The organism is Herbaspirillum rubrisubalbicans, from assembly GCF_003719195.1.
Lineage (GTDB): Bacteria > Pseudomonadota > Gammaproteobacteria > Burkholderiales > Burkholderiaceae_D > Herbaspirillum > Herbaspirillum rubrisubalbicans.
This window is the reverse complement of the sequence record NZ_CP024996.1, coordinates 750,121-769,673: the sequence shown is the minus strand read 5'-3', so window position 1 is coordinate 769,673 and position 19,553 is coordinate 750,121. Positions and strand designations below refer to the sequence as shown.

Below are 19,553 nucleotides of genomic sequence, written 5' to 3'. Positions count from 1 at the left end.
GTTCAGGTGCCGGCCTGGCGGCGCGCCATGTCGGTGGCAGCGCGGATGGCCGCCACCATGCTGCCGTGGTCAGCCTGCCCCAGACCGGCGGCAGCCAGGTCGAGCGCCGTGCCGTGGTCGACCGAGGTGCGGATGATGGGCAGGCCCAGGGTGATGTTGATGCCGTGGCCGAAGCTGGCGAACTTGAGCACCGGCAAGCCCTGGTCGTGGTACATGGCCAGTACGCAATCGGCTTGCTCCAGATACTTGGGCTGGAACAGGGTATCGGCCGGGTACGGTCCGCGCGCATCAATACCGCGCGCGCGCGCCGCTTCCAGGGCGGGCGTGATGACCTCGATTTCCTCACGGCCGAGATAGCCATTTTCCCCGGCATGGGGATTGAGGCCGGTGACCAGGATGCGCGGGCGGGCAATGCCGAACTTGCCGCGCAGGTCGGCCTGCAGAATGTCCAGCGTGCGGGCCAGACTGTCGGCGGTGATGGCCGCCGGCACGTCCTTCAAGGCCAGGTGGGTGGTGGCCAGGGCCACCCGCAGGTAGGGCGCATCACCACCGGCCAGCATCATCACCACTTGCGGAGTGCGGGTCGCTTCGGCCAGGTATTCGGTATGGCCGGTGAAGGCCACGCCGGCGTCGTTGATCGTGCTCTTTTGCAGAGGCGCGGTGACGATGGCGGCAAAGGCGCCGTCCAGCGCCCCTTGCACGGCCACATCCAGGGTCTGCAGCACGGCGCGGCCGTTGCGGGAATCCAGCACGCCCGGGCGCACCGGTTCTGCCACCGGGCAATCGATGACGGTCAGGCAGTCCAGCGGGAAATGCGGCAGGCCGCTGTTGCGCCAGGCCTGGAGCGAAAGCGCCGCCACCCGCATCTGGGCATCGATATCGTAGGCGGTCTGCGCCAGCAGTGCGGCGTCGCCCAGCAGGATGCAACGCGCTTCGTGACGCAGCGCCCAGGCCGCACGCAGGGAGATTTCCGGGCCGATGCCTGCCGGTTCGCCGCAGGTCAGGGCGAGGATGGGTCGGTTCATGGCGTTTTCATTCATGACGATGGCGGGCCTCAAAAATGCAAGAGCCGGCGACTAGGGCCTGTTCCCATTCAATCTGCGAGTGCGAGAGGTCGCCAAGCGTTGACTGCCTAGGCGCAGCGACGCGTCGTAGCGGTGCTACGGCAAGGAGCTGCAACAACGGCAGGCGACGCTTGGCGGCCTCTCCCGGAGGGTTGCCCCCAGAAGGCGCGCTGGCCGCGTTGCACGTCAGGGCTGGTGGAACCACCACCAGCCCTGACGCGCGCCTTGCCACCACGCCTTCTGGGGGCAACGCATCTCGCAGATTGAATGGGAACAGGCCCTAGGCCGGCCTCTTGCGCGGGAGGGGGAGGAACTGCGGCCTCCCCTGCCGGTACATCAATAATCGTCGTTGCGGTACTCGACGTAGGCACGGTCGCGGATCTGGCGCAGCCAGTCCTCGGTGGCCTCCTCGATCTTGCGATCGCGGATGGCCTGGCGCGCAGCCTGGCGGGCACGTTCCTTGGAGGCATCATCGGTCTTGCGCTCGATCACTTGGATCAGGTGGTAACCGAACGGGGTTTCGATGGGCTGGCTGACTTCGCCCGGCTTCAACTGGTCCATGGCGCGCTCGAACTCGGGGACGGTGTCGCCCGGGTAGATCCAGCCGAGGTCGCCGCCCTTGGAGGCCGACAGGTCATTGGAATACAGCTTGGCCAGTTCCTCGAAGGTGGCCGAACCATGGTCCAGGCGCTCCTTGAGCTCAAGCAGCTTGCGCTTGGCTTCGGCAGCGGTGACCACCTGGTTGACCTTGATGAGGATATGGCGCACGTGCGTCTGCTGCACGGCCGGCGCGGCTGCCTGGCTGCCGTCTGCGGTACGGCGGCCCACCAGCTTGAGGATGTGGAAGCCATTGCCGCTCTTCAACAGGCCGCTGACCTGGCCATCCTGCAGCTTGGCCACGCCATCCACGAACAGTTGCGGCAGGCGGTCGACCGGACGCCAGCCGAGGTCGCCACCGGTGAGGGCGTCGCTGGAATCGGAGTAGGCGGCGGCGGTCTTGGTGAAATCGGCACCGGTCTTCAACTGGCGCAGGACATCTTCGGCGCGCTCACGGCGCGCAGCCAGTTGCTCAGGGGTGGCATTTTCGGGCACGCGGATCAGGATCTGGGCGATGTCCAGTTCCTGGCGCTGGCCACCGGCATTGGCCTGGGCGGCCAGATAGTTGTCGATCTCGGATTCGGTGACCACCACCTTGTTGTCCACCTCACGCTCGCGCAGGCGCTGGCTGAGGATTTCGCGGCGGATCTCTTCGCGGAAGCTGGCGTAGTTCATGCCCTCGGCTTCCAGGCGAGAACGGAATTCGGGCAGCGACAGCTTGTTCTGCTCGGCGATGCGCTGCATGGCACGGTCCAGCATGGCGTCGTCGACCACGATGCCGTTTTCCTTGGCCATCTGCGCCTGGGCGCGCTCGACGATCATGCGCTCGACCAGCTGGTGGACCAGTTGCGACCGCGGCGGCAATTGCACGTTCTGCGCGGCCATGCGCTTTTCCACGCTGGCCAGGCGTTCGGCCACTTCCTGGCGGGTGATCACTTCGTTGTTGACCACCACCATGATGGAATCGACCGGACGCGGCTCGACCCGGGTACTGGCCGCGGTGGCCGCAGGCGTAGCCGGGGTGGTCGCCACCGGTGAAGCCGGCTTGCTGGCCGCCGGCCTGGTTGCCTTGGCTGCCCCCTTGGCAGGTGCAGATTGTGTGCTGCCGGCGGTCTCCGGCGGGGTCACCGGGATGATGGTGGTGGCGAACTGCGCATACGCATTGCTGATCAAGCCCAGCGTGCACAGCAGCGCGGTCACTGTTTTGGTTGTGGCGAGGAGTGGTGTACGCATATTACGCATGGACTAATCGTTGGTTCGAAAAAGGTTAGAAGTTGTCACCGGGCATAGAATCCGGCAGGTTCACGTTCTGGTAACCGGGCACGCTGCTCTTGATCGCCTCCAGGGGATTGGAACCGATCTTGGAGAAGCCGTTGAGTTCAAGCTGGATGAAGAAGCCCGTGGATGCCTTGGTGGAAGACGTGGGAATACGTTGCGCCACTACCCGGAACACCCAGCAATCCGCCTTGTATTCAAAACCGGCCAGGCCTTCGGCCACGGTGCGGTCCGGAATCGAGTAGTTCATGCGGCCCACGGCGTAGATACGCTGGGTGATCGGCCATTGACCCGAGACGTCGACCTGCCTGAGCGGATCGAGCAAGCCGGTGTAGGGATTGATGTAGGTACGGTCCAGACGGTATTGCAGGTTCAGCACGCGCTTGGGCGCCGGCTGCCAGCGGATGCCGAAGGTGGAACGCACCATCTGGCGCAGCGTCTCGCTGTACTGCACCGTATTGTCGGTGGAGAACTCCCTGGTGATCTGCCCGCCCAAGGACAGCAGCAGGTCGGACTTGCTGCCCAGGTCGGTGCTGGTGGTGCCGGCAATGCTGACTTGCGGATCGGAGAAATAGTAACGCTGACCGATGGCCGCACGCAGGCGCTCCAGGCCGTTTTCCTCGATCAGACGTGAAGTCACGGCAGCGGTGAGCTGGTTGGCGTCGCTGATGCGATCGTGACCGACGAAACGGTTTTCGGTGAAGATCTGCGCAAAATTGAAGTCAGCCAGGCCCGAATCGAACACCGGGAACTGCGACTGGTCGCGGAACGGCGTGCGCACGTAGAACAGGCGCGGCTCCAGCGTCTGCGTCATGCTGCGGCCAAGCAGGGTGGATTCGCGTTCGAAGATCAGGCCTGAATCCAGCGAGAAGGTCGGCACCGTGCGCGTGAGATTGGTGGGCTGGCCCACCGCGACGTTGTTGAGGTTGTAGCTGGTGGCATCCAGGATCACCTTGGGCGTGATGAAGTAACCCGGGCGCACGATAGGATAGGAGACCGTCTGGGTCACATAGGCGCGATCGCCGCTGATCAGGCTGCCATTGGCAAAACGGGTGAAGTCAGCCACCGTGTTGAAATCGAAGCCACCGATATCATAGCGGGTGCCAGTAAAGGTGATCTCCGGGACACGGTCATAAGGTTTGCTGATGGGCGCATTGACGTCCTGCAGAAGCTGGTACTTGGAAACTATACCGACCACACTCCAATAGGTACTGCCGTAGGACAATGTCACATTGCGCGGAAGCAGGCGCTGTGTACTGGCAGTGATGGAATGCGAGAAGTCGGACGGATAGTCGTTGTCGGAAGCCTTGTTCAAGTTCCACGCCAGCTGCAAGCCCGGTGCCAGGGTCTGGTTGTGGATCGAGGACAACGAATAGCGCCCGGTACCAGTCACACGGTCCTGGATGCCTTCCACATTGGTCACGCCGCTGTAGCCGTCGCCCATGTAGCGCGTCTCGGCGCCCAGTTGCAGGCCCCGACGGGCAATGTACTTGGGCACCAGCGTCAGATCATAGTTGGGCGCCAGGTTGAAATAATACGGGACGGCCACCTCGCCCCCCCCAGTGGAGGTCATGCCGATGGTGGGCGGCAGCACGCCCGACTTGCGCTCGCCCGACAGCGGGAAGGACATCCAGGGCGAGCCCAGGATGGGCACGTCCTTGAAATACAGCAGGCCGCCGTGCATGGTGCCGACATCGCGGCCGCTGTCCAGGTCCATCGTATTGGAGCGCAGATACCAGTCCGGGTCCGGTGCCTCACAGGTACTGTAAGTACCTTGAGTCACCTTGGCTTGGTCATCGGAGAGGAAATCGATGCGCTTGGCATGGCCGCGGCCACCGCTCTTGCCCAGCAAGTAGGTCGGGTTGGTCACGTAGCCGGCACCGGTCCCCATGTTCATCTCGGCGAAGTCGCCGGTGTACTGGTCTTGCAGGCGCTGCATCCAGACGTGGCCGGTAGCCTCCACTTCATCCTGGATGATGCGGTATTGGGCCTTATCGGACTTGATGGTGGTGGCGCCCTTGACCAATTCCACGTCGCGATCCAGATCGACCTGGCGGTCAGGACGGCCGGTCATCTGCTCGGCACTGACGTTGACGGGGGCATCCTGGTCCTGTGCGGGCACAGGCGCAGGCGCCGCAGCAGGCAAGGTCATCTGCGCGTGCACCGACAGCGGCAACAGGGCCGAGGCCGAGGCCACCACCATTGCCGAAGAGAACAGACGCGCCAGCCGCCAGTTGACAGTACGTTCAGTTAAAGACTTGGAAAACCGGATCATGAAAAGAGAGGCTAGATACCGTGCAGGCGGATTTTTTGGGTTGAATCCCTTATTATATGGGAACTCAACCACGTCCAACGATTTCCTCAGATAGTTCATGTCTTCACCTGGTTCCACCCCCGATCTCCGCCTGTCCGAACTGCAAGCCTGGCTGACCACCCTGGCCGCTACCCCGGTGCTGTCCTCCACCCTGCGTCCAGCCTCGGCCGACGCCAGCTTCCGCCGCTATTTCCGGGTAGATACACCCGATGGCGGCAGCGCCATCGTGATGGACGCGCCGCCCCCGCAGGAGGACGTGCGCCCCTTCGTGAAGGTAGCCGGCCTCTTCGGCGAGACCGGGGTGACCGTGCCGAAGGTGCTGGCGCAGGACACCGAGCGCGGCTTCCTGCTGCTCTCCGACCTGGGTTCGACCACCTACCTGTCGCAACTATCGGCCGACAGCGCGCACGCACTATACATGGATGCGATTGAAGCCCTGGTACTTTTACAAGCGCAAAGCAAGCCCGCAGCCCTGCCCGAATACGACCGCGCCCTGCTGCTGCGCGAGCTGGAGCTGTTCCGCGAGTGGTATATCGGCAAGCACCTGGGCGTGACCCTGACCGCCGAGCAGAACGCGGTGCTGGACAAGACCTTCGATGCCATCCTGGCCAACAACCTGGCCCAGCCGCAGGTCTACGTGCACCGCGACTACCATTCGCGCAACCTGATGGTGCTGCCCAAGGGCAACCCCGGCATTCTCGACTTCCAGGATGCGGTCTACGGCCCCATCACCTACGACCTGGTCTCGCTGCTGCGCGACGCCTACATCCAGTGGGATGAGGAAATGGTGCTGGACTGGGCCATCCGCTACTGGGAAAAGGCGCGCCGCGCCGGCCTGCCGGTCACGCCCGACATCGACAGCTTCTACCGCGACTTCGAATGGATGGGCCTGCAGCGCCACCTCAAGGTGCTGGGCATCTTCGCCCGCCTGTGGCACCGCGACGGCAAGGATGGCTACCTCAAGGACATCCCGCTGGTGATGGAATACACCCTCAAGACCGCGCGCCGCTACGTGGCCTTCACGCCTCTGGTGCGCCTGATCGAAAAGCTGGAGCAGGAACACGCACCCAAGTTCGGCTATACCTTCTGAGGCGCCGACCATGAAAGCCATGATCTTCGCCGCCGGACGCGGCCAGCGTATGCGCCCCCTTACCGATACCTGCCCCAAGCCGCTGTTGAAAGTCCGGGGCCGCGCGCTGATCGTCTGGCAGATCCTGTCCTTGGTGCGCGCCGGCATCACCGAGATCGTCATCAATCACGCCCACCTGGGCCAGATGATCGAAGAGACCCTCGGTGACGGCAGCCGCTTCGGCGCCAGGCTCTTTTATTCACCTGAAACCACGGCCCTGGAAACGGCAGGCGGTATCGCCCAGGCGCGCCACCTGCTGGGTGAAGAACCTTTCATAGCGGTCTCAGGCGACATCTGGTGCCCGCATTTCGACTACAGCGAACTGCTGACCGTGCTGGAAGACGAAGACCCCTGGGGCAATCCGCTGCCGCAAGAACAACGCGACATGGCCTGGCTGTACCTGGTCAAGAATCCACCCTTTCATCCCGAGGGTGACTTCGCGCTCAACAACTTTGCCATTGCCAACGAAGGCCAGCCCAAGCTGACCTTTGCCAACATCGGCGTGTATCGCCCGCAGATGTTCGACGGCATCGCCCCTGGCACCCATGCCAAGCTGGGACCGCTGCTGCGCCAGTATGCCGACCAGGGCCGCATCGGCGGCGACGTCTACCGGGGCCAATGGCACAACGTCGGCACCATCGAACAACTGGAAGCACTGAACCTGCCACCGCAAGGAAACCAACCATGAGCTTCGACGCCACTCCCTTCGCCGCCCGCCGCGCCCGCCTGTTGGCCAGCCTGCAACAAGCCGGGGGCGGCGTGGCCATCATCCCGACCGCGCCCGAAGTGATGCGCAACCGCGATGCCGATTATCCGTATCGCCATGACAGCTACTTCTACTACCTGACCGGCTTCACCGAACCCGAAGCGGTGCTGGTGCTGGTGGCTGGCAAGGAAAACCGCAGCATCCTGTTCTGCCGTGACAAGAACCTGGAACGCGAGATCTGGGACGGCTACCGCCACGGTCCGCAAGCCGCGCAGCAACTGTTCGCGCTGGATGCGGCCCATCCCATCGAGGAACTGGACAAGAACATGCCCGCCCTGCTCTCCGACGCCCGCGCCGTCTATTACGCGCTGGGCCAGGATGAGAAGCGCGACGCGCAGTTGCAGCGCTGGCTGCAAGGCGTGCGCGCCTTAGCGCGCAGCGGCGTGTCAGCACCCGGCGCGGTGGTCGATGTGAGCGTGCTGCTGGACGATATGCGCCTGTTCAAGGACGCCTTTGAGATAGATGTGATGAAACGCGCCGGCATCATCTCTGCCGAAGCGCATTGCCGCGCCATGCGCATCTGCCGCCCCGGCCTGCGCGAATATCACCTGGAAGCCGAACTGCTGCACGAATTCCGCCGCAACGGTTCGCAATATCCGGCCTATGGCTCCATCGTCGCCACCGGTGCCAACAGCTGCGTGCTGCACTATCGCGCGGGCGATGCCGAGATCAAGGACGGCGATCTGGTCCTGATCGACGCCGGTTGTGAACTGGACAGCTACGCCTCCGACATCACCCGCACCTTCCCGGCCAATGGCAAGTTCAGCGGCCCGCAGAAGGCGCTCTACGAGATCGTGCTGGCCGCGCAAGTGGCCGCCATCGCCGAGACCGCCCCCGGCAAGCGCTTCATGGATGGCCACGACGCCGCCGTGCGCGTGCTGGCGCAGGGGATGCTCGATACCGGTCTGCTGGACAAGTCCAAGGTCGGTTCGCTGGACGATGTGATCGAAAAAGGCGACTTCCGCCAGTTCTACATGCACCGCACCGGCCACTGGCTGGGCATGGACGTGCATGACGTGGGCGACTACCGCGACCCGGCCACGGCCGATGGCAACAAACCCTGGCGTACGCTGCAGCCGGGCATGGTGCTGACCATCGAACCGGGCATCTACGTGCGTCCGGGCGAAGGCGTGCCGGAACAGTTCTGGAACATCGGTATCCGCATCGAGGATGACGCCCACGTCACGCCATCGGGCTGCGAACTCTTGACCACGGACGTGCCCAGCAAGGTCGAGGACATCGAAGCGCTGATGCGCCAGGGCTGAACACGACTCAACCGCAGCCCTCACCCATGCGCCGGATCAAGCCCGGCGCACGCGGCTCCGCTACAATGATGCCTTCCGATTTTTCTGCATAAGGCATCTCCCGGCATCATGGAATCCGTCGATTTCGACCTGATCATCTGCGGCGGCGGCCCGGTCGGCCAGAGCGTGGCCGGCCTGCTGGCGCGGCGCCAATTGCCGGCCGAGCGCCTCGCCCTGGTCGACATGAAGTCGCCCGAGCAAGCCGCCGTCGACCCGCGTACCATCGCCCTGTCCTACGGCAGCCGCCAGATCCTCGATGAGCTGGGCGCCTGGGACGCCATCGGCCGTAGCGCCACTTCAATCGAACAAATCCACGTCTCGCGTCGCGGCCACTTCGGCCGCACCCTGCTGGACCGCAAGGATTACCAGTTGCCGGCGCTGGGCTACGTGGCGCGCTATGGCGAGGTCAACCGCGCCCTGGCCTCAGCCATCGCGCCGCTGGGACTGAAACTGATGCGCCCTGCCCAAGCACAGGAGATTGTCGAGGAAGACGATCACGTCGCCGTCACCCTGAAGGATGGCCGGGTGCTGCGTGCGCAACTGCTGATCCAGGCCGAGGGTGGCGTCTTCGGCGAGCAGCAGCAAAAGACCCTGCAGCGCGACTACCAGCAACTGGGCCTGATCGGCCACGTCCATGTCGACCAGCCGATAGCGCATCGCGCCTTCGAACGCTTCACCGACGAAGGCCCGCTGGCCCTGCTGCCGCAGGACGATGGCTATGCACTGGTCTGGTGCGTGCGCCCGGCCACGGGCGAAAGCTTGCTGGCGCTGGACGATGCCGCCTTCCTGGCCGCCTTGCAGCATACCTTCGGCCAGCGACTCGGCCGCTTTATCCGCATCAGCCAGCGCCATGCCTTCCCCCTGGGTCTGAACGCCCGTCCCGGCCAGAGCCGGCGTGTGGTGGCCATCGGCAATGCTGCGCAAACCCTGCATCCGGTGGCGGGACAAGGCTTGAACCTGGGTCTGCGCGATGCCCGCGTGCTGGCCGATGTGCTGGCGCGCGAGATCTCTCCTCAGGCCTTGCAGGCGTTCGAGCGCGAGCGCGGCCAGGATCGCGGTCTGACCATCCGTCTGACCGACCTGATGGCACGCATCTTCGCCGGCTCGCCCCAGGGCTCGCCACTGCAGGCGGCACTGGGCCTGTCGCTGGGCGCCATCGACCTGCTCCCCGGCGCACGCGGCTTGCTGGCCGAACAGATGATGTTCGGTCGCCGTTGATATGAACAAAGCTTCCAGGATGCGATGCTCCGGCGTCGCGCACGCGGTCAGGAAATGCGACAATGGCCGCCTGCGGCGCCCGCCGCTCCACCCAGCACTCCACCCAGCAGATACGCATTTGCCATGAAACAAGACCCGCGCTTCAAGAATCTCTTCATCCTCGACCACCCGCTGATCCAGCACAAGCTCTCGCACATGCGCGACAAGCGCACCTCCACCCGCACCTTCCGCGATCTGCTGCGCGAGATCACGCTGCTGATGGGCTATGAAATCACGCGCGACCTGCCGCTGACCACCGAGACCATCGAAACCCCGCTGGTGACCTATGAAGCCCCGGTGATCGCCGGCAAGAAGCTGGCGGTGGTGCCGGTGCTGCGTGCGGGCGTGGGCATGAGCGATGGCCTCTTGGAACTGATTCCCTCGGCGCGCGTGGGCCATATTGGCGTCTACCGCGATGAGAACCACAAGCCGGTGGAATACCTGGTGCGCCTGCCGGACCTGCAGGACCGCATCATGATCCTGTGCGACCCCATGGTGGCGACCGGCAACTCGGCCGTGTATGCCGTGGATGCGCTCAAGAAGCGTGGCGTGCCGGCCTCGCACATCGTCTTCGTGGCGCTGGTGGCGGCCCCGGAAGGCGTGCAGGTGTTTGCCGATGCGCATCCAGATGTGAAGCTCTATGTCGCTTCGCTGGATTCGCATCTGGATGAAGATGCCTATATCGTGCCGGGCCTGGGCGACGCCGGGGATCGTATCTTCGGCACCAAGTAAGCGGGTTCACCGATCCCCAAAAAAAACGGGCTGCGCAGCGATGCGCAGCCCGTTTTTGATTTTCGGCCGAGGCAGACGCAATTCAGTCCACCGCCTTGACCATGTCCTCGATCACCTTCTTGGCGTCACCAAAGACCATCATGGTCTTGTCCATGTAGAACAGTTCATTGTCCAGGCCGGCGTAACCGGCCGCCATGGAGCGCTTGTTCACGATCACGGTCTTGGCCTTGTAGGCTTCCAGGATGGGCATCCCGGCAATGGGCGACTTGGGATCCTTGGCAGCGGGGTTGACCACGTCATTGGCGCCCAGCACCAGCACCACGTCAGCCTGGGCGAATTCGCTGTTGATGTCTTCCATCTCGAACACCTGGTCATAGGGCACTTCGGCTTCGGCCAGCAGCACGTTCATGTGACCTGGCATCCGGCCAGCGACCGGGTGGATCGCGTATTTCACGGTCACGCCATTGTGGGTCAGCTTTTCGGTCAATTCCTTCAGTGCGTGCTGGGCGCGTGCGACTGCGAGGCCGTAACCGGGCACGATGATGACGGTTTCTGCATTTCCCATCAGGAACGCCGCATCATCGGCCGATCCCGACTTGACGCTGCGCTGCTGCTGGGCGGCGCCACCGACGGCTGCCGCCTCGCCACCGAAACCGCCCAGGATCACGTTGAAGAAGGAACGGTTCATCGCCTTGCACATGATGTAGGAGAGAATCGCGCCGGAAGAACCGACCAGCGAACCGGCGATGATCAACATGGAGTTGTTCAGCGAGAAGCCGATGCCCGCCGCCGCCCAGCCGGAATAGCTGTTCAACATCGACACCACCACCGGCATGTCGGCACCGCCGATGGGGATGATGATGAGCACACCCAGCGCAAAGGCAATGGCGGCCATGATGATGAAGGGCAGCCAGTTTTGGGTCAGCACGAAGATGATGCCAAAGCCGATCATGGCCAGCGCCAACAACAGGTTCAGGAAATGCTGGCCGGCGAAGTTGACCGGCGCGCCCTGGAACAGGCGGAACTTGTACTTGCCCGAGAGCTTGCCGAAGGCGATCACCGACCCGGAGAAGGTGATGGCGCCCACGAAGGTGCCGATGAACAGTTCCACCCGGTTGCCCACCGGGATCAATTGTCCATGCGCCGAAATGCCCAGCGCCCACGGCTCGGCCACGGCAGCCACCGCAATGCAGACGGCGGCCAAACCGATGAGCGAGTGCATCGCCGCCACCAGTTCGGGCATCTTGGTCATCTCGACGCTGCGCGCCAGATAGGCGCCGATGCCGCCGCCCACAATCACGCCAGCGGCCACCAGCAGGTAGCCGATGTCGCCGGAAGGATTGCCGCCCTCGCCCTTGATCTTCACGATCAGCGCCAGCGTAGTCAGCACCGCGATCACCATGCCGGCGATGCCGAAGCTGTTGCCGCGCCGCGCCGTGGCCGGATGCGACAGGCCCTTCAAGGCCTGGATGAAGCAGATCGATGCGATCAGGTACAACAGGGTCACCAGGTTCATGCTCATGCTTGTTCTCCCGACTTGGCCTTGGGCTCTTTCTTCTTGAACATTTCCAACATGCGCTGGGTCACCATGAAGCCACCAAAGACGTTGACCGCCGCCAGCGCCACGGCCAAGGTGCCGGCGATGCGGCCCACCGTGCCTTCCGTGAGGCCAGCTGCCAGCATGGCGCCGATGATGATGATGGCCGAGATGGCATTGGTCACCGCCATCAGCGGCGTGTGCAAGGCAGGGGTCACGGTCCAGACTACGTGGTAGCCGACGTAGATGGCCAGCACGAAGATGATCAGGTTGATGATGGTGTGGCTGACTTCCATGTTGTTCCTCCTTGTGGCACGGCCCGCTGGTGCAGACGGGCCATGCGGTTCTTGGTGAGGGTCAGATCGCTTTCAAGCTGGTGATGCGGTTCTTGTCGTCCACGAAGACGACCTTGGGCTTGTAGCTAGCCACTTCTTCATCGCTCATCGGCGCATAGGTACAGATGATGAGCAAATCGCCCAGGTGCGCCAGGCGGGCGGCGGCGCCGTTCAAAGAAATCTCGCCGCTGCCGCGTTTGCCGCGGATGGCATAGGTGGAGAAACGTTCACCATTGTTGACGTTGTAGAGTTCGATCTTCTCGAACTCCCGTATGTCGGCGGCTTCCAGCAGGTCTTCGTCGATGCCGCAGGAACCTTCATAATTCAGGTCGCACTGGGTGACCGAGGCGCGATGGATCTTCGCGCGCAGCATGATGCGTTGCATGTACTTCTTCCTTCTTGTTTCCATGGATGAGGGGCTAGCAGCGCCCGGGATTTCTGTCGGTGCCAGGGCACCGGCAGATTCATTTGCGCAGGATCTCGCCGCCCTGGCAGAGCAGCGTGGCCGCGACGATATCGTCTTCCTGGTTGATGACCAGCTTGCCCTCGGCATCGATGATCAGCTTGAGGAAGTCCAGCACGTTGCGCGCATACAGCGCCGAGGCGTCAGCCGCCACCAGGGCCGCCAGGTTGCCTTCACCGATGATGTGCACGCCGTGCTTGATGACGGTCTTGCCGGGTTCCGACAAGGGACAGTTGCCGCCCTGATCGACCGCCATGTCCAGGATCACTGAACCGGGCTTCATGGCCTTGACCGTTTCTTCGCTGATCAACACCGGCGCCTTGCGGCCGGGGATCAGGGCGGTAGTGATGATGATGTCGGCCTGTTTGGCGCGTTCGTGGACCAGTTCGGCCTGGCGCTTCATCCAGTCAGGGGGCATGGGACGGGCATAACCGCCCACGCCCTGGGCGATTTCCTTTTCTTCGTCGGTCAGGAAAGGCACGTCCAGGAACTTGGCGCCGAGCGACTCGATCTGCTCCTTGACGGCGGGGCGCACGTCGGAAGCCTCGATCACCGCCCCCAGGCGCTTGGCCGTGGCAATGGCCTGCAGGCCGGCCACACCAGCCCCCATGATCAACATGCGCGCCGCCTTGACGGTGCCGGCGGCGGTCATCAGCATGGGCATGAAGCGCTGGTAGGTATTGGCAGCCATCAGCACGGCCTTGTAGCCGGCGATGTTGGCCTGCGAGGAGAGCACGTCCAGCGATTGTGCGCGGGTGGTGCGCGGTGCGGCTTCCAGGGCGAAGGCGGTCAGGCCGGCAGCAGCCATGGCGGCGGTGTTATCGGCGTCGAACGGGTTCAACATGCCGATGACCACGGTGCCGGCCTGGATGCGGGCGCGCTCGGCCGCGTTGGGCGCGCGTACCTTGAGCAGGATCTCGGCGCTGTAGACCGCCTCGGCGTGGCCGATGCTGGCGCCCACGGCGACATAGGCCTCATCAGGAATGCTGGACTTGATCCCGGCCCCGGACTCCACCATCACTTCATGCCGGGCAGCCACCAGTTTCTTGACGGTTTCGGGGGTGGCGGCCACACGGGTTTCGCCGTCGCGGCTTTCGACGGGGATCGCTATCCTCATTCCTGACTCCTTTTATTGTGGATTCTTACCCCAATCTTACACGACTGGCCTTGTTCAACCAGAAATTTACCGGCGGCCAGGAAAGGCCGAAGATCCCTGTTGCAGCGGGCTTGAGGCTGAAGAGTCGGGCGCGACAGGGTAGAATGACGGATTCACGAGGTCATCAATGTCTGAAGTCTGGAAACCCTCTGTCACCGTGGCCGCCATCATCGAGCGCGATGGCCGCTTTTTGATGGTGGAAGAGCATAGCGCTGGCGGTTTGCGCATCAACCAACCGGCCGGTCACCTGGAGCCGGGCGAGTCACTCATCGAGGCGGCCGTGCGCGAGGCGCTGGAAGAATCGGCGCATGTCTTCACGCCCACGGCCTTGGTCGGTACTTATCTTTCACGCAACGTCTCATCCTCGCGCGGCGGGATGTCGGTCACCTACCTGCGCTTCGCCTTTGCCGGCACGGTCGGCGTGGCACTGCAACGGCCACTGGACGCAGGCATCGTACGTGCCCTCTGGATGAGCCGCGCGGAACTGGCGGCCTGCGCCGAACGCCATCGCAGCCCACTGGTCTTGCGCTGCGTGGACGACTACCTGCGCGGCCAGCGGGCGCCGCTGGAGCTGGTGCATACCGATCCCAGCGCACTGGGCGCATTGCCTGGCTGAGGCTAAGGGATCATTTTGGCGGGATATCGGCACGGATGACCGCATCGAACGGATACAACATGAGCAAGAAAAGAGTAGTCATCGGCATGTCGGGCGGCGTGGATTCGTCGGTGTCGGCATGGCTGTTGAAGCAACAAGGCTATGAGGTCATCGGCCTGTTTATGAAGAATTGGGAAGATGACGACGATTCGGAATACTGCTCCACCCGCGAAGACTGGATCGACGCGGTCAGCGTGGCCGATGTGGTCGGGGTGGATATCGAGGCAGTGAATTTTGCTTCCGAGTACAAGGACCGCGTCTTTGCCGAATTCCTGCGCGAATACCAAGCCGGCCGCACCCCCAACCCGGACGTACTGTGCAATGCCGAGATCAAGTTCAAGGCCTTCCTCGACCATGCGATGAAGCTGGGCGCCGACTTGATCGCCACCGGCCACTACGCGCGCGTGCGCCAAGGGCCGCAGGGCGATTTCCAGTTGCTCAAGGCGCTGGACGCCAGCAAGGACCAGAGCTACTTCCTGCATCGCCTGAACCAGGAACAGCTTTCGCGCACCATCTTCCCCCTGGGAGAAATCCACAAGACCGAAGTGCGCAAGATCGCCGAGCAGTTGCAGTTGCCCAATGCGAAGAAAAAAGACTCGACCGGCATCTGCTTCATCGGCGAGCGGCCCTTCCGTGAATTCCTGAACCGTTATCTGTCCTACAAGCCTGGCCCGATCAAGACCGCCGATGGCCAGACCGTGGGCGAGCATGTGGGCTTGTCCTTCTATACCCTGGGCCAGCGCAAGGGCATCGGCATCGGTGGCTTGAAGGCACACCAGAATGCCGATGGTCATGGCGATGCCTGGTACGTGGCGCGCAAGGATGTGGATAACAATACCCTCTACATCGTGCAGGGCCATGACCACCCCTGGCTGCTCTCGCCCACCCTCTCGGCCGGCCAGGTCAGCTGGGTGGCCGGCCACGCACCGCAACGGCCGGCGCTGTCGGCCAAGACCCGCTACCGCCAAGCCGACGTCCCCTGCGGTTTCGCCGACGCCGGCAGCACCTTCTCGCTGGCCTTCGACACCCCGCAATGGGCGGTCACCCCCGGCCAGTCGGCTGTGCTGTATGACGGCGAGGTCTGCCTGGGTGGCGGCATCATCGAGACCGGCGCCCTGCCCGACTGATCTTTCATCCAGGCAATTTCCGGCAATTCCAGCACGCCCCGCACGCGATTTTCGCGGCGGGGCGTTTCTTTTTAGCAAGCTTGATAGGCTTGATAGGCTGGAACTATGTCCAGCTTTCCTCCAGATGATAAAAATTATCAATCACACTGATAAAAGGACTTGCAATCCCGCCGCAAATGGCAAATAATCTAAATAAGAATTGTTCGCATTTAATAGGAGGTGATTGTAATGAGCCAACTGAACGACAACAGCATGGAACGTCGCAACAAACCCGGCACCACGGCCAACGGAACTCCGATCACCCGCATCAAGAGCACGGACCTGTTCCGTCAGATGCGAGAACTGGAGATCGATCACGGTGGTCGCATCTACAAGCTGCGTCTGACGCAGTTGAACAAGCTGATCCTGACGGCGTAAGCCGTCAGCATCGATACAAGGTGGATCCATAAACAGGCCAGCCAGCGTCGTTCGTCATGACGCCCCGCCAGCCAAGCTAGCCCAGCGAGGAGAGTTTGATGGTCAACGAGAACATGACGTCCACATTCGTGGAACCCAACAACGCACCGGCCCAACCTGAACTTCTGGTCTCCGCCGTGCTGCATCTGATGTCGCACTACACCGCCAACAACAGCCAGGAAACGCAAAGCTGCGTAAAGCTGGCCTCGGTGATCGAAAGACACTTGAAGGCCCTGGCCGAATTGCCCAACCTGGCGCCGGTGCTGCGGGCTACCTGCCAGCAGTTGTCGGAACAGTGGGCGCATGTGGTGGAACGGACGATGCCGCCGCCGGAAAAATTCAACTTCTTCTCGCGCATGGTCGCAGGAGCGAGATCTGTTTAGTGCCTGATAAAGCAGGCAGCAAGGCGTACAATGATCGTATGTGTTTGTAACAACATCTCCGAAGGCAAGATCCATCAGGCGGTCAACGCAGGCATGACATCCATGGCCGAGTTGCGCAAGCAACTTGGCGTGGGTACCTGCTGCGGCAAGTGCCATTCCTGCGCCAAGAACGTCCTGCGCGAGTGCCTGGGCAATCCTCGACAAACACAGCAAGGCACGCGGCCAGTGGTGTTCCATCCCTCGCTGGCAGCGGCCTGAACCAGATCAATGAACGCCATTTCACCGTCTCTCATGAGTCTCACCCCACCCAGCGCATTGATGCGCCAGGCACGCAAGATCGGCCCGCTGGCCCTGATCATCCTGTTGCACATCGGCTTTTTCTGGGCCCTGCAAAGCGGCCTGGTCAAGCAGGTCAGCACCGCCGTCGTTCCCAAGGAAGTGATCGCCACCTTCATCGTGCCGGAGAAGGCCCCTGAGCCTGCGCCTCCCAAGGCCGAACCGGCCCCGCCCAAGCAGGTGAAGATCGTCAAGAAGGTAGTCGCCCCGCCCAAGCCCATTCCGGTGACCGAAACCCCGGCGCCGACGGCCATCACCGCCCCGCCCCAGCCGCCGCAACCGGCCACTCCGGCACCGCAGGTGGCCGCCGAACCGACGCCGGCGCCGGCAGCCCCTCCCGGCCCGGTGCTGCCCAAGCAGATCACCTCCGGCATCGAATACATCGAAAAACCCAATCCGACCTACCCCAGCGTCTCGCGCCGCATGGGTGAAGAAGGCGTGGTGGAATTCCGCGTGACCGTCAACACCAGCGGCCGTGCCGAAAAGGTCGAGATCACCAAGTCCTCCGGTTATGCGCGCCTGGACGATGCTGCCCGCAGCGCAGTGATGCGGGCCGTCTTCAAGCCCTATATCGAAAACGGCCGTGCCATCATGGTCAGCACGGTGGGCAGCCTGGCGTTCCGCCTGAACTGAGCCAAGAATCTTGAATGGCCGGGCCCAGCCCGGCCATGCAGACATTTCGTTTCATCATTCCCTTATCAGATAGACCAAAATAGAAGGAAACATCATGGAAGTTAGTCCCTACGGATTGGAAAGCCTCTGGGCCCAAGGCGATTTCGTTACCAAGGGCGTGGCCGTCCTGTTGCTGGCCATGTCGATCGCGTCGTGGTACGTGATCATCACCAAGGCCTTCCAACTGCTGCAGTTCCGCAAGGCCTCAGCCGCCGCCGGCCATCAGTTCTGGGATACCACCAGCCTGCCTGACGGCGTGGCCACACTGGGCCAGGACAACCCCTTTGCCGACGTGGCCCGTGCCGGCGTGACCGCCATGAGCCACCACACCGCCCACAAGGGGCACCTGCATGACCAGCTGTCGGTGAGCGACTGGGTCACCCTGTCGCTGCGCCAGGCCATCGACGAAGCCTCCGGCAAGCTGCAGACCGGCATGGCGGTGCTGGCCTCAGTCGGCTCCACCGCCCCCTTCGTGGGCCTGTTCGGCACCGTCTGGGGCATCTACCACGCGCTGGTGTCCATCGGTACCACCGGCCAGGCCAGCATCGACAAGGTCGCCGGTCCAGTCGGTGAAGCCCTGATCATGACCGCCCTGGGTCTGGCCGTGGCCATTCCCGCCACCTTCGGCTACAACGCCCTGGTGCGCGGCAACAAGACCACCATCGCCAAGCTCAACAAGTTCGGCTTCGACCTGCACGCCCTGTTCGTCACCGGTGCCCGCGCGGCCGGTGAAGATGGCCAGCCCAATGGCGGCAAGGCCAAGCTGACCGCCGTCGGGAGGGCATGATGGCAATGGGTTCCCTGTCCGATTCGGACGACGACTTCAATCCCGAGATCAACACCACCCCGCTGGTGGACGTGATGCTGGTCTTGCTGATCATCTTCATCATCACCATCCCGGTGATGAACCATGCGGTCAAGATCGACCTGCCCAAGGCCAGCAGCCAGCCTGACCAGGTCAAGCCGGAAAGCATCAACCTGTCCATCGATGCGGCCGGCAACGTGTTCTGGAATGAAGAAAAGATCGACAGCAGCGAATTGAACGCCCGCATTGCCGCCGCCGCCCAGAAGCAGCCGCAACCCGAGCTGCACCTGCGCGCCGAACGCACCACTCAGTATGAAAAGGTGGCGCAGGTAATGTCGGCGGCGCAATCCGGTGGTCTCGCCAAGATCGGTTTCGTGACCGATCCTGAAAAGAAATAGATCACTGCGCGGCCTTCAACTGCCGCACCAGACATCCTCAAATCCGCCGCAAACACCCGCCCCTCAAGGCGGCAACAGAAAACCTCCCGCGCCTGGCAACGGAGGTTTTTTGTTTTTTTGACAATAAACACAACCAAGTTAAGAATGATTACTGCTAATTAATGATGAACTATGAAAACATCTGGTCTATGATCCGTCCGTCCGCGGTCAGGCAGCTACCCGTCACCCATAACTAACGCGGTTTCCTTCTCCCATCATTTTTTTAAAGGTAATCCCCAATGAAAGGCGATCCCGCAGTCATCAAGTTGCTCAATGCTCAATTGACCAATGAGCTCACCGCCATCAACCAGTATTTCCTCCATGCCCGCATGTACAAGCACTGGGGCCTGGACAAGATCGGCGCCAAAGAATACGCCGAATCGATTGGCGAAATGAAGCACGCCGACAAGCTAATCGACCGCATCCTGATGCTGGATGGCCTGCCCAACCTGCAAGCGCTGCACAAGCTGATGATCGGCGAGAACACGCAAGAGATGCTGCAATGCGACCTGAAGCTGGAACAGGGCGCGCAGAAGACCGTCAAGGAAGGCATCGCCACCTGCGAACAGCATGGCGACTACGTCTCCCGCGAACTGTTCCAGATGATCCTGGACGACACCGAAGAACACATCGACTGGTTGGAAACCCAACTGGACCTGATCGACAAGGTCGGCATCCAGAATTACCTGCAAAGCCAGATGTCCCCGGCCAGCGAGTAATCTTCACGCCACGGCAACCTGCTACAGGCAAACA

21 protein-coding genes are annotated in these 19,553 nt (G+C 62.6%); 14 read left to right on the top strand and 7 right to left on the bottom strand.

Annotated elements, in window-relative coordinates:
- Nucleotides 1-2 precede the first annotated feature (2 nt).
- The 3 genes from pdxA to RC54_RS03475 form a co-directional block, all read right to left on the bottom strand.
- Nucleotides 3-1,025, bottom strand: coding sequence for a 4-hydroxythreonine-4-phosphate dehydrogenase PdxA (gene pdxA / locus RC54_RS03485; protein WP_174526083.1), 1,023 nt, complete (start codon nucleotides 1,023-1,025; stop codon nucleotides 3-5).
- 375 nt (nucleotides 1,026-1,400) lie between these two features.
- On the bottom strand, nucleotides 1,401-2,903 hold the full coding sequence (locus RC54_RS03480) for a peptidylprolyl isomerase (protein WP_061789310.1): 1,503 nt from the start codon (nucleotides 2,901-2,903) through the stop codon (nucleotides 1,401-1,403).
- 25 nt (nucleotides 2,904-2,928) lie between these two features.
- Entirely contained in the window at nucleotides 2,929-5,211 is a 2,283-nt protein-coding gene (locus RC54_RS03475) for an LPS-assembly protein LptD (RefSeq protein ID WP_061789311.1), read from the bottom strand.
- Between the two features lie 97 nt (nucleotides 5,212-5,308).
- On the opposite strand from RC54_RS03475, the gene RC54_RS03470 reads away from it, so the two are divergent.
- The 5 genes from RC54_RS03470 to upp all read left to right on the top strand — a co-directional run bounded on the left by RC54_RS03470 (nucleotide 5,309) and on the right by upp (nucleotide 10,438).
- Nucleotides 5,309-6,340 carry an aminoglycoside phosphotransferase family protein gene (locus RC54_RS03470; protein ID WP_058894260.1) on the top strand — a complete coding sequence of 344 codons (1,032 nt, stop codon included), beginning with the start codon at nucleotides 5,309-5,311 and terminating at the stop codon, nucleotides 6,338-6,340.
- 10 nt (nucleotides 6,341-6,350) lie between these two features.
- Nucleotides 6,351-7,067 (top strand): N-acetylmuramate alpha-1-phosphate uridylyltransferase MurU, encoded by a 717-nt coding sequence (gene murU, locus RC54_RS03465; protein ID WP_058894259.1) that lies wholly within the window; start codon nucleotides 6,351-6,353, stop codon nucleotides 7,065-7,067.
- Nucleotides 7,064-8,410, top strand: a complete 1,347-nt coding sequence (gene pepP, locus RC54_RS03460; RefSeq protein ID WP_058894258.1) for a Xaa-Pro aminopeptidase — start codon at nucleotides 7,064-7,066, stop codon at nucleotides 8,408-8,410. The genes murU and pepP overlap by 4 nt, the downstream gene beginning before the upstream one ends.
- A gap of 108 nt (nucleotides 8,411-8,518) precedes the next feature.
- Entirely contained in the window at nucleotides 8,519-9,667 is a 1,149-nt protein-coding gene (locus tag RC54_RS03455) for an FAD-dependent monooxygenase (protein ID WP_061789312.1), read from the top strand.
- 123 nt (nucleotides 9,668-9,790) lie between these two features.
- A complete protein-coding gene (gene upp / locus RC54_RS03450) occupies nucleotides 9,791-10,438 on the top strand; it encodes a uracil phosphoribosyltransferase (protein ID WP_008325656.1) in 648 nt (215 codons plus the stop codon).
- Nucleotides 10,439-10,520: 82 nt separating this feature from the next.
- Here upp and RC54_RS03445 read toward each other — a convergent pair whose 3' ends face one another.
- The 4 genes from RC54_RS03445 to RC54_RS03430 form a co-directional block, all read right to left on the bottom strand.
- Nucleotides 10,521-11,960 carry an NAD(P)(+) transhydrogenase (Re/Si-specific) subunit beta gene (locus tag RC54_RS03445; RefSeq protein ID WP_058894256.1) on the bottom strand — a complete coding sequence of 480 codons (1,440 nt, stop codon included), beginning with the start codon at nucleotides 11,958-11,960 and terminating at the stop codon, nucleotides 10,521-10,523.
- A complete protein-coding gene (locus tag RC54_RS03440; protein WP_006461707.1) occupies nucleotides 11,957-12,271 on the bottom strand; it encodes an NAD(P) transhydrogenase subunit alpha part 2 in 315 nt (104 codons plus the stop codon). The genes RC54_RS03445 and RC54_RS03440 overlap by 4 nt, the downstream gene beginning before the upstream one ends.
- Nucleotides 12,272-12,332: 61 nt before the next feature.
- Entirely contained in the window at nucleotides 12,333-12,695 is a 363-nt protein-coding gene (gene panD, locus RC54_RS03435; RefSeq protein WP_008325650.1) for an aspartate 1-decarboxylase, read from the bottom strand.
- Nucleotides 12,696-12,774: 79 nt separating this feature from the next.
- Complete coding sequence (locus RC54_RS03430; RefSeq protein ID WP_061789313.1) at nucleotides 12,775-13,890, bottom strand: Re/Si-specific NAD(P)(+) transhydrogenase subunit alpha; 1,116 nt, start codon at nucleotides 13,888-13,890, stop codon at nucleotides 12,775-12,777.
- A gap of 166 nt (nucleotides 13,891-14,056) precedes the next feature.
- On the opposite strand from RC54_RS03430, the gene RC54_RS03425 reads away from it, so the two are divergent.
- From RC54_RS03425 to bfr, 9 genes are all read left to right on the top strand, one after another.
- Nucleotides 14,057-14,545: an NUDIX hydrolase gene (locus tag RC54_RS03425; RefSeq protein WP_058894254.1), complete on the top strand. Its 489-nt coding sequence runs from the start codon at nucleotides 14,057-14,059 to the stop codon at nucleotides 14,543-14,545.
- Nucleotides 14,546-14,604: 59 nt separating this feature from the next.
- Complete coding sequence (gene mnmA / locus RC54_RS03420) at nucleotides 14,605-15,711, top strand: tRNA 2-thiouridine(34) synthase MnmA (protein WP_058894253.1); 1,107 nt, start codon at nucleotides 14,605-14,607, stop codon at nucleotides 15,709-15,711.
- 228 nt (nucleotides 15,712-15,939) lie between these two features.
- The gene (hemP, locus tag RC54_RS03415; protein WP_006461712.1) at nucleotides 15,940-16,128 is read left to right on the top strand and encodes a hemin uptake protein HemP; all 189 of its coding nucleotides are present in this window, start codon (nucleotides 15,940-15,942) and stop codon (nucleotides 16,126-16,128) included.
- 98 nt (nucleotides 16,129-16,226) lie between these two features.
- Nucleotides 16,227-16,550, top strand: coding sequence for a hypothetical protein (locus RC54_RS03410; RefSeq protein ID WP_017451484.1), 324 nt, complete (start codon nucleotides 16,227-16,229; stop codon nucleotides 16,548-16,550).
- Nucleotides 16,551-16,580: 30 nt separating this feature from the next.
- Nucleotides 16,581-16,808, top strand: a complete 228-nt coding sequence (locus RC54_RS03405; protein ID WP_017451485.1) for a (2Fe-2S)-binding protein — start codon at nucleotides 16,581-16,583, stop codon at nucleotides 16,806-16,808.
- Between the two features lie 9 nt (nucleotides 16,809-16,817).
- Nucleotides 16,818-17,519, top strand: a complete 702-nt coding sequence (locus RC54_RS03400; protein WP_058894252.1) for an energy transducer TonB — start codon at nucleotides 16,818-16,820, stop codon at nucleotides 17,517-17,519.
- A 94-nt stretch (nucleotides 17,520-17,613) separates the two neighbouring features.
- On the top strand, nucleotides 17,614-18,345 hold the full coding sequence (locus tag RC54_RS03395; protein WP_058894251.1) for a MotA/TolQ/ExbB proton channel family protein: 732 nt from the start codon (nucleotides 17,614-17,616) through the stop codon (nucleotides 18,343-18,345).
- Complete coding sequence (locus tag RC54_RS03390) at nucleotides 18,345-18,761, top strand: ExbD/TolR family protein (protein ID WP_026051992.1); 417 nt, start codon at nucleotides 18,345-18,347, stop codon at nucleotides 18,759-18,761. Before RC54_RS03395 ends, RC54_RS03390 begins: the two co-directional genes overlap by 1 nt.
- A gap of 278 nt (nucleotides 18,762-19,039) precedes the next feature.
- The gene (gene bfr / locus RC54_RS03385) at nucleotides 19,040-19,519 is read left to right on the top strand and encodes a bacterioferritin (RefSeq protein WP_058894250.1); all 480 of its coding nucleotides are present in this window, start codon (nucleotides 19,040-19,042) and stop codon (nucleotides 19,517-19,519) included.
- Nucleotides 19,520-19,553 lie beyond the last annotated feature (34 nt).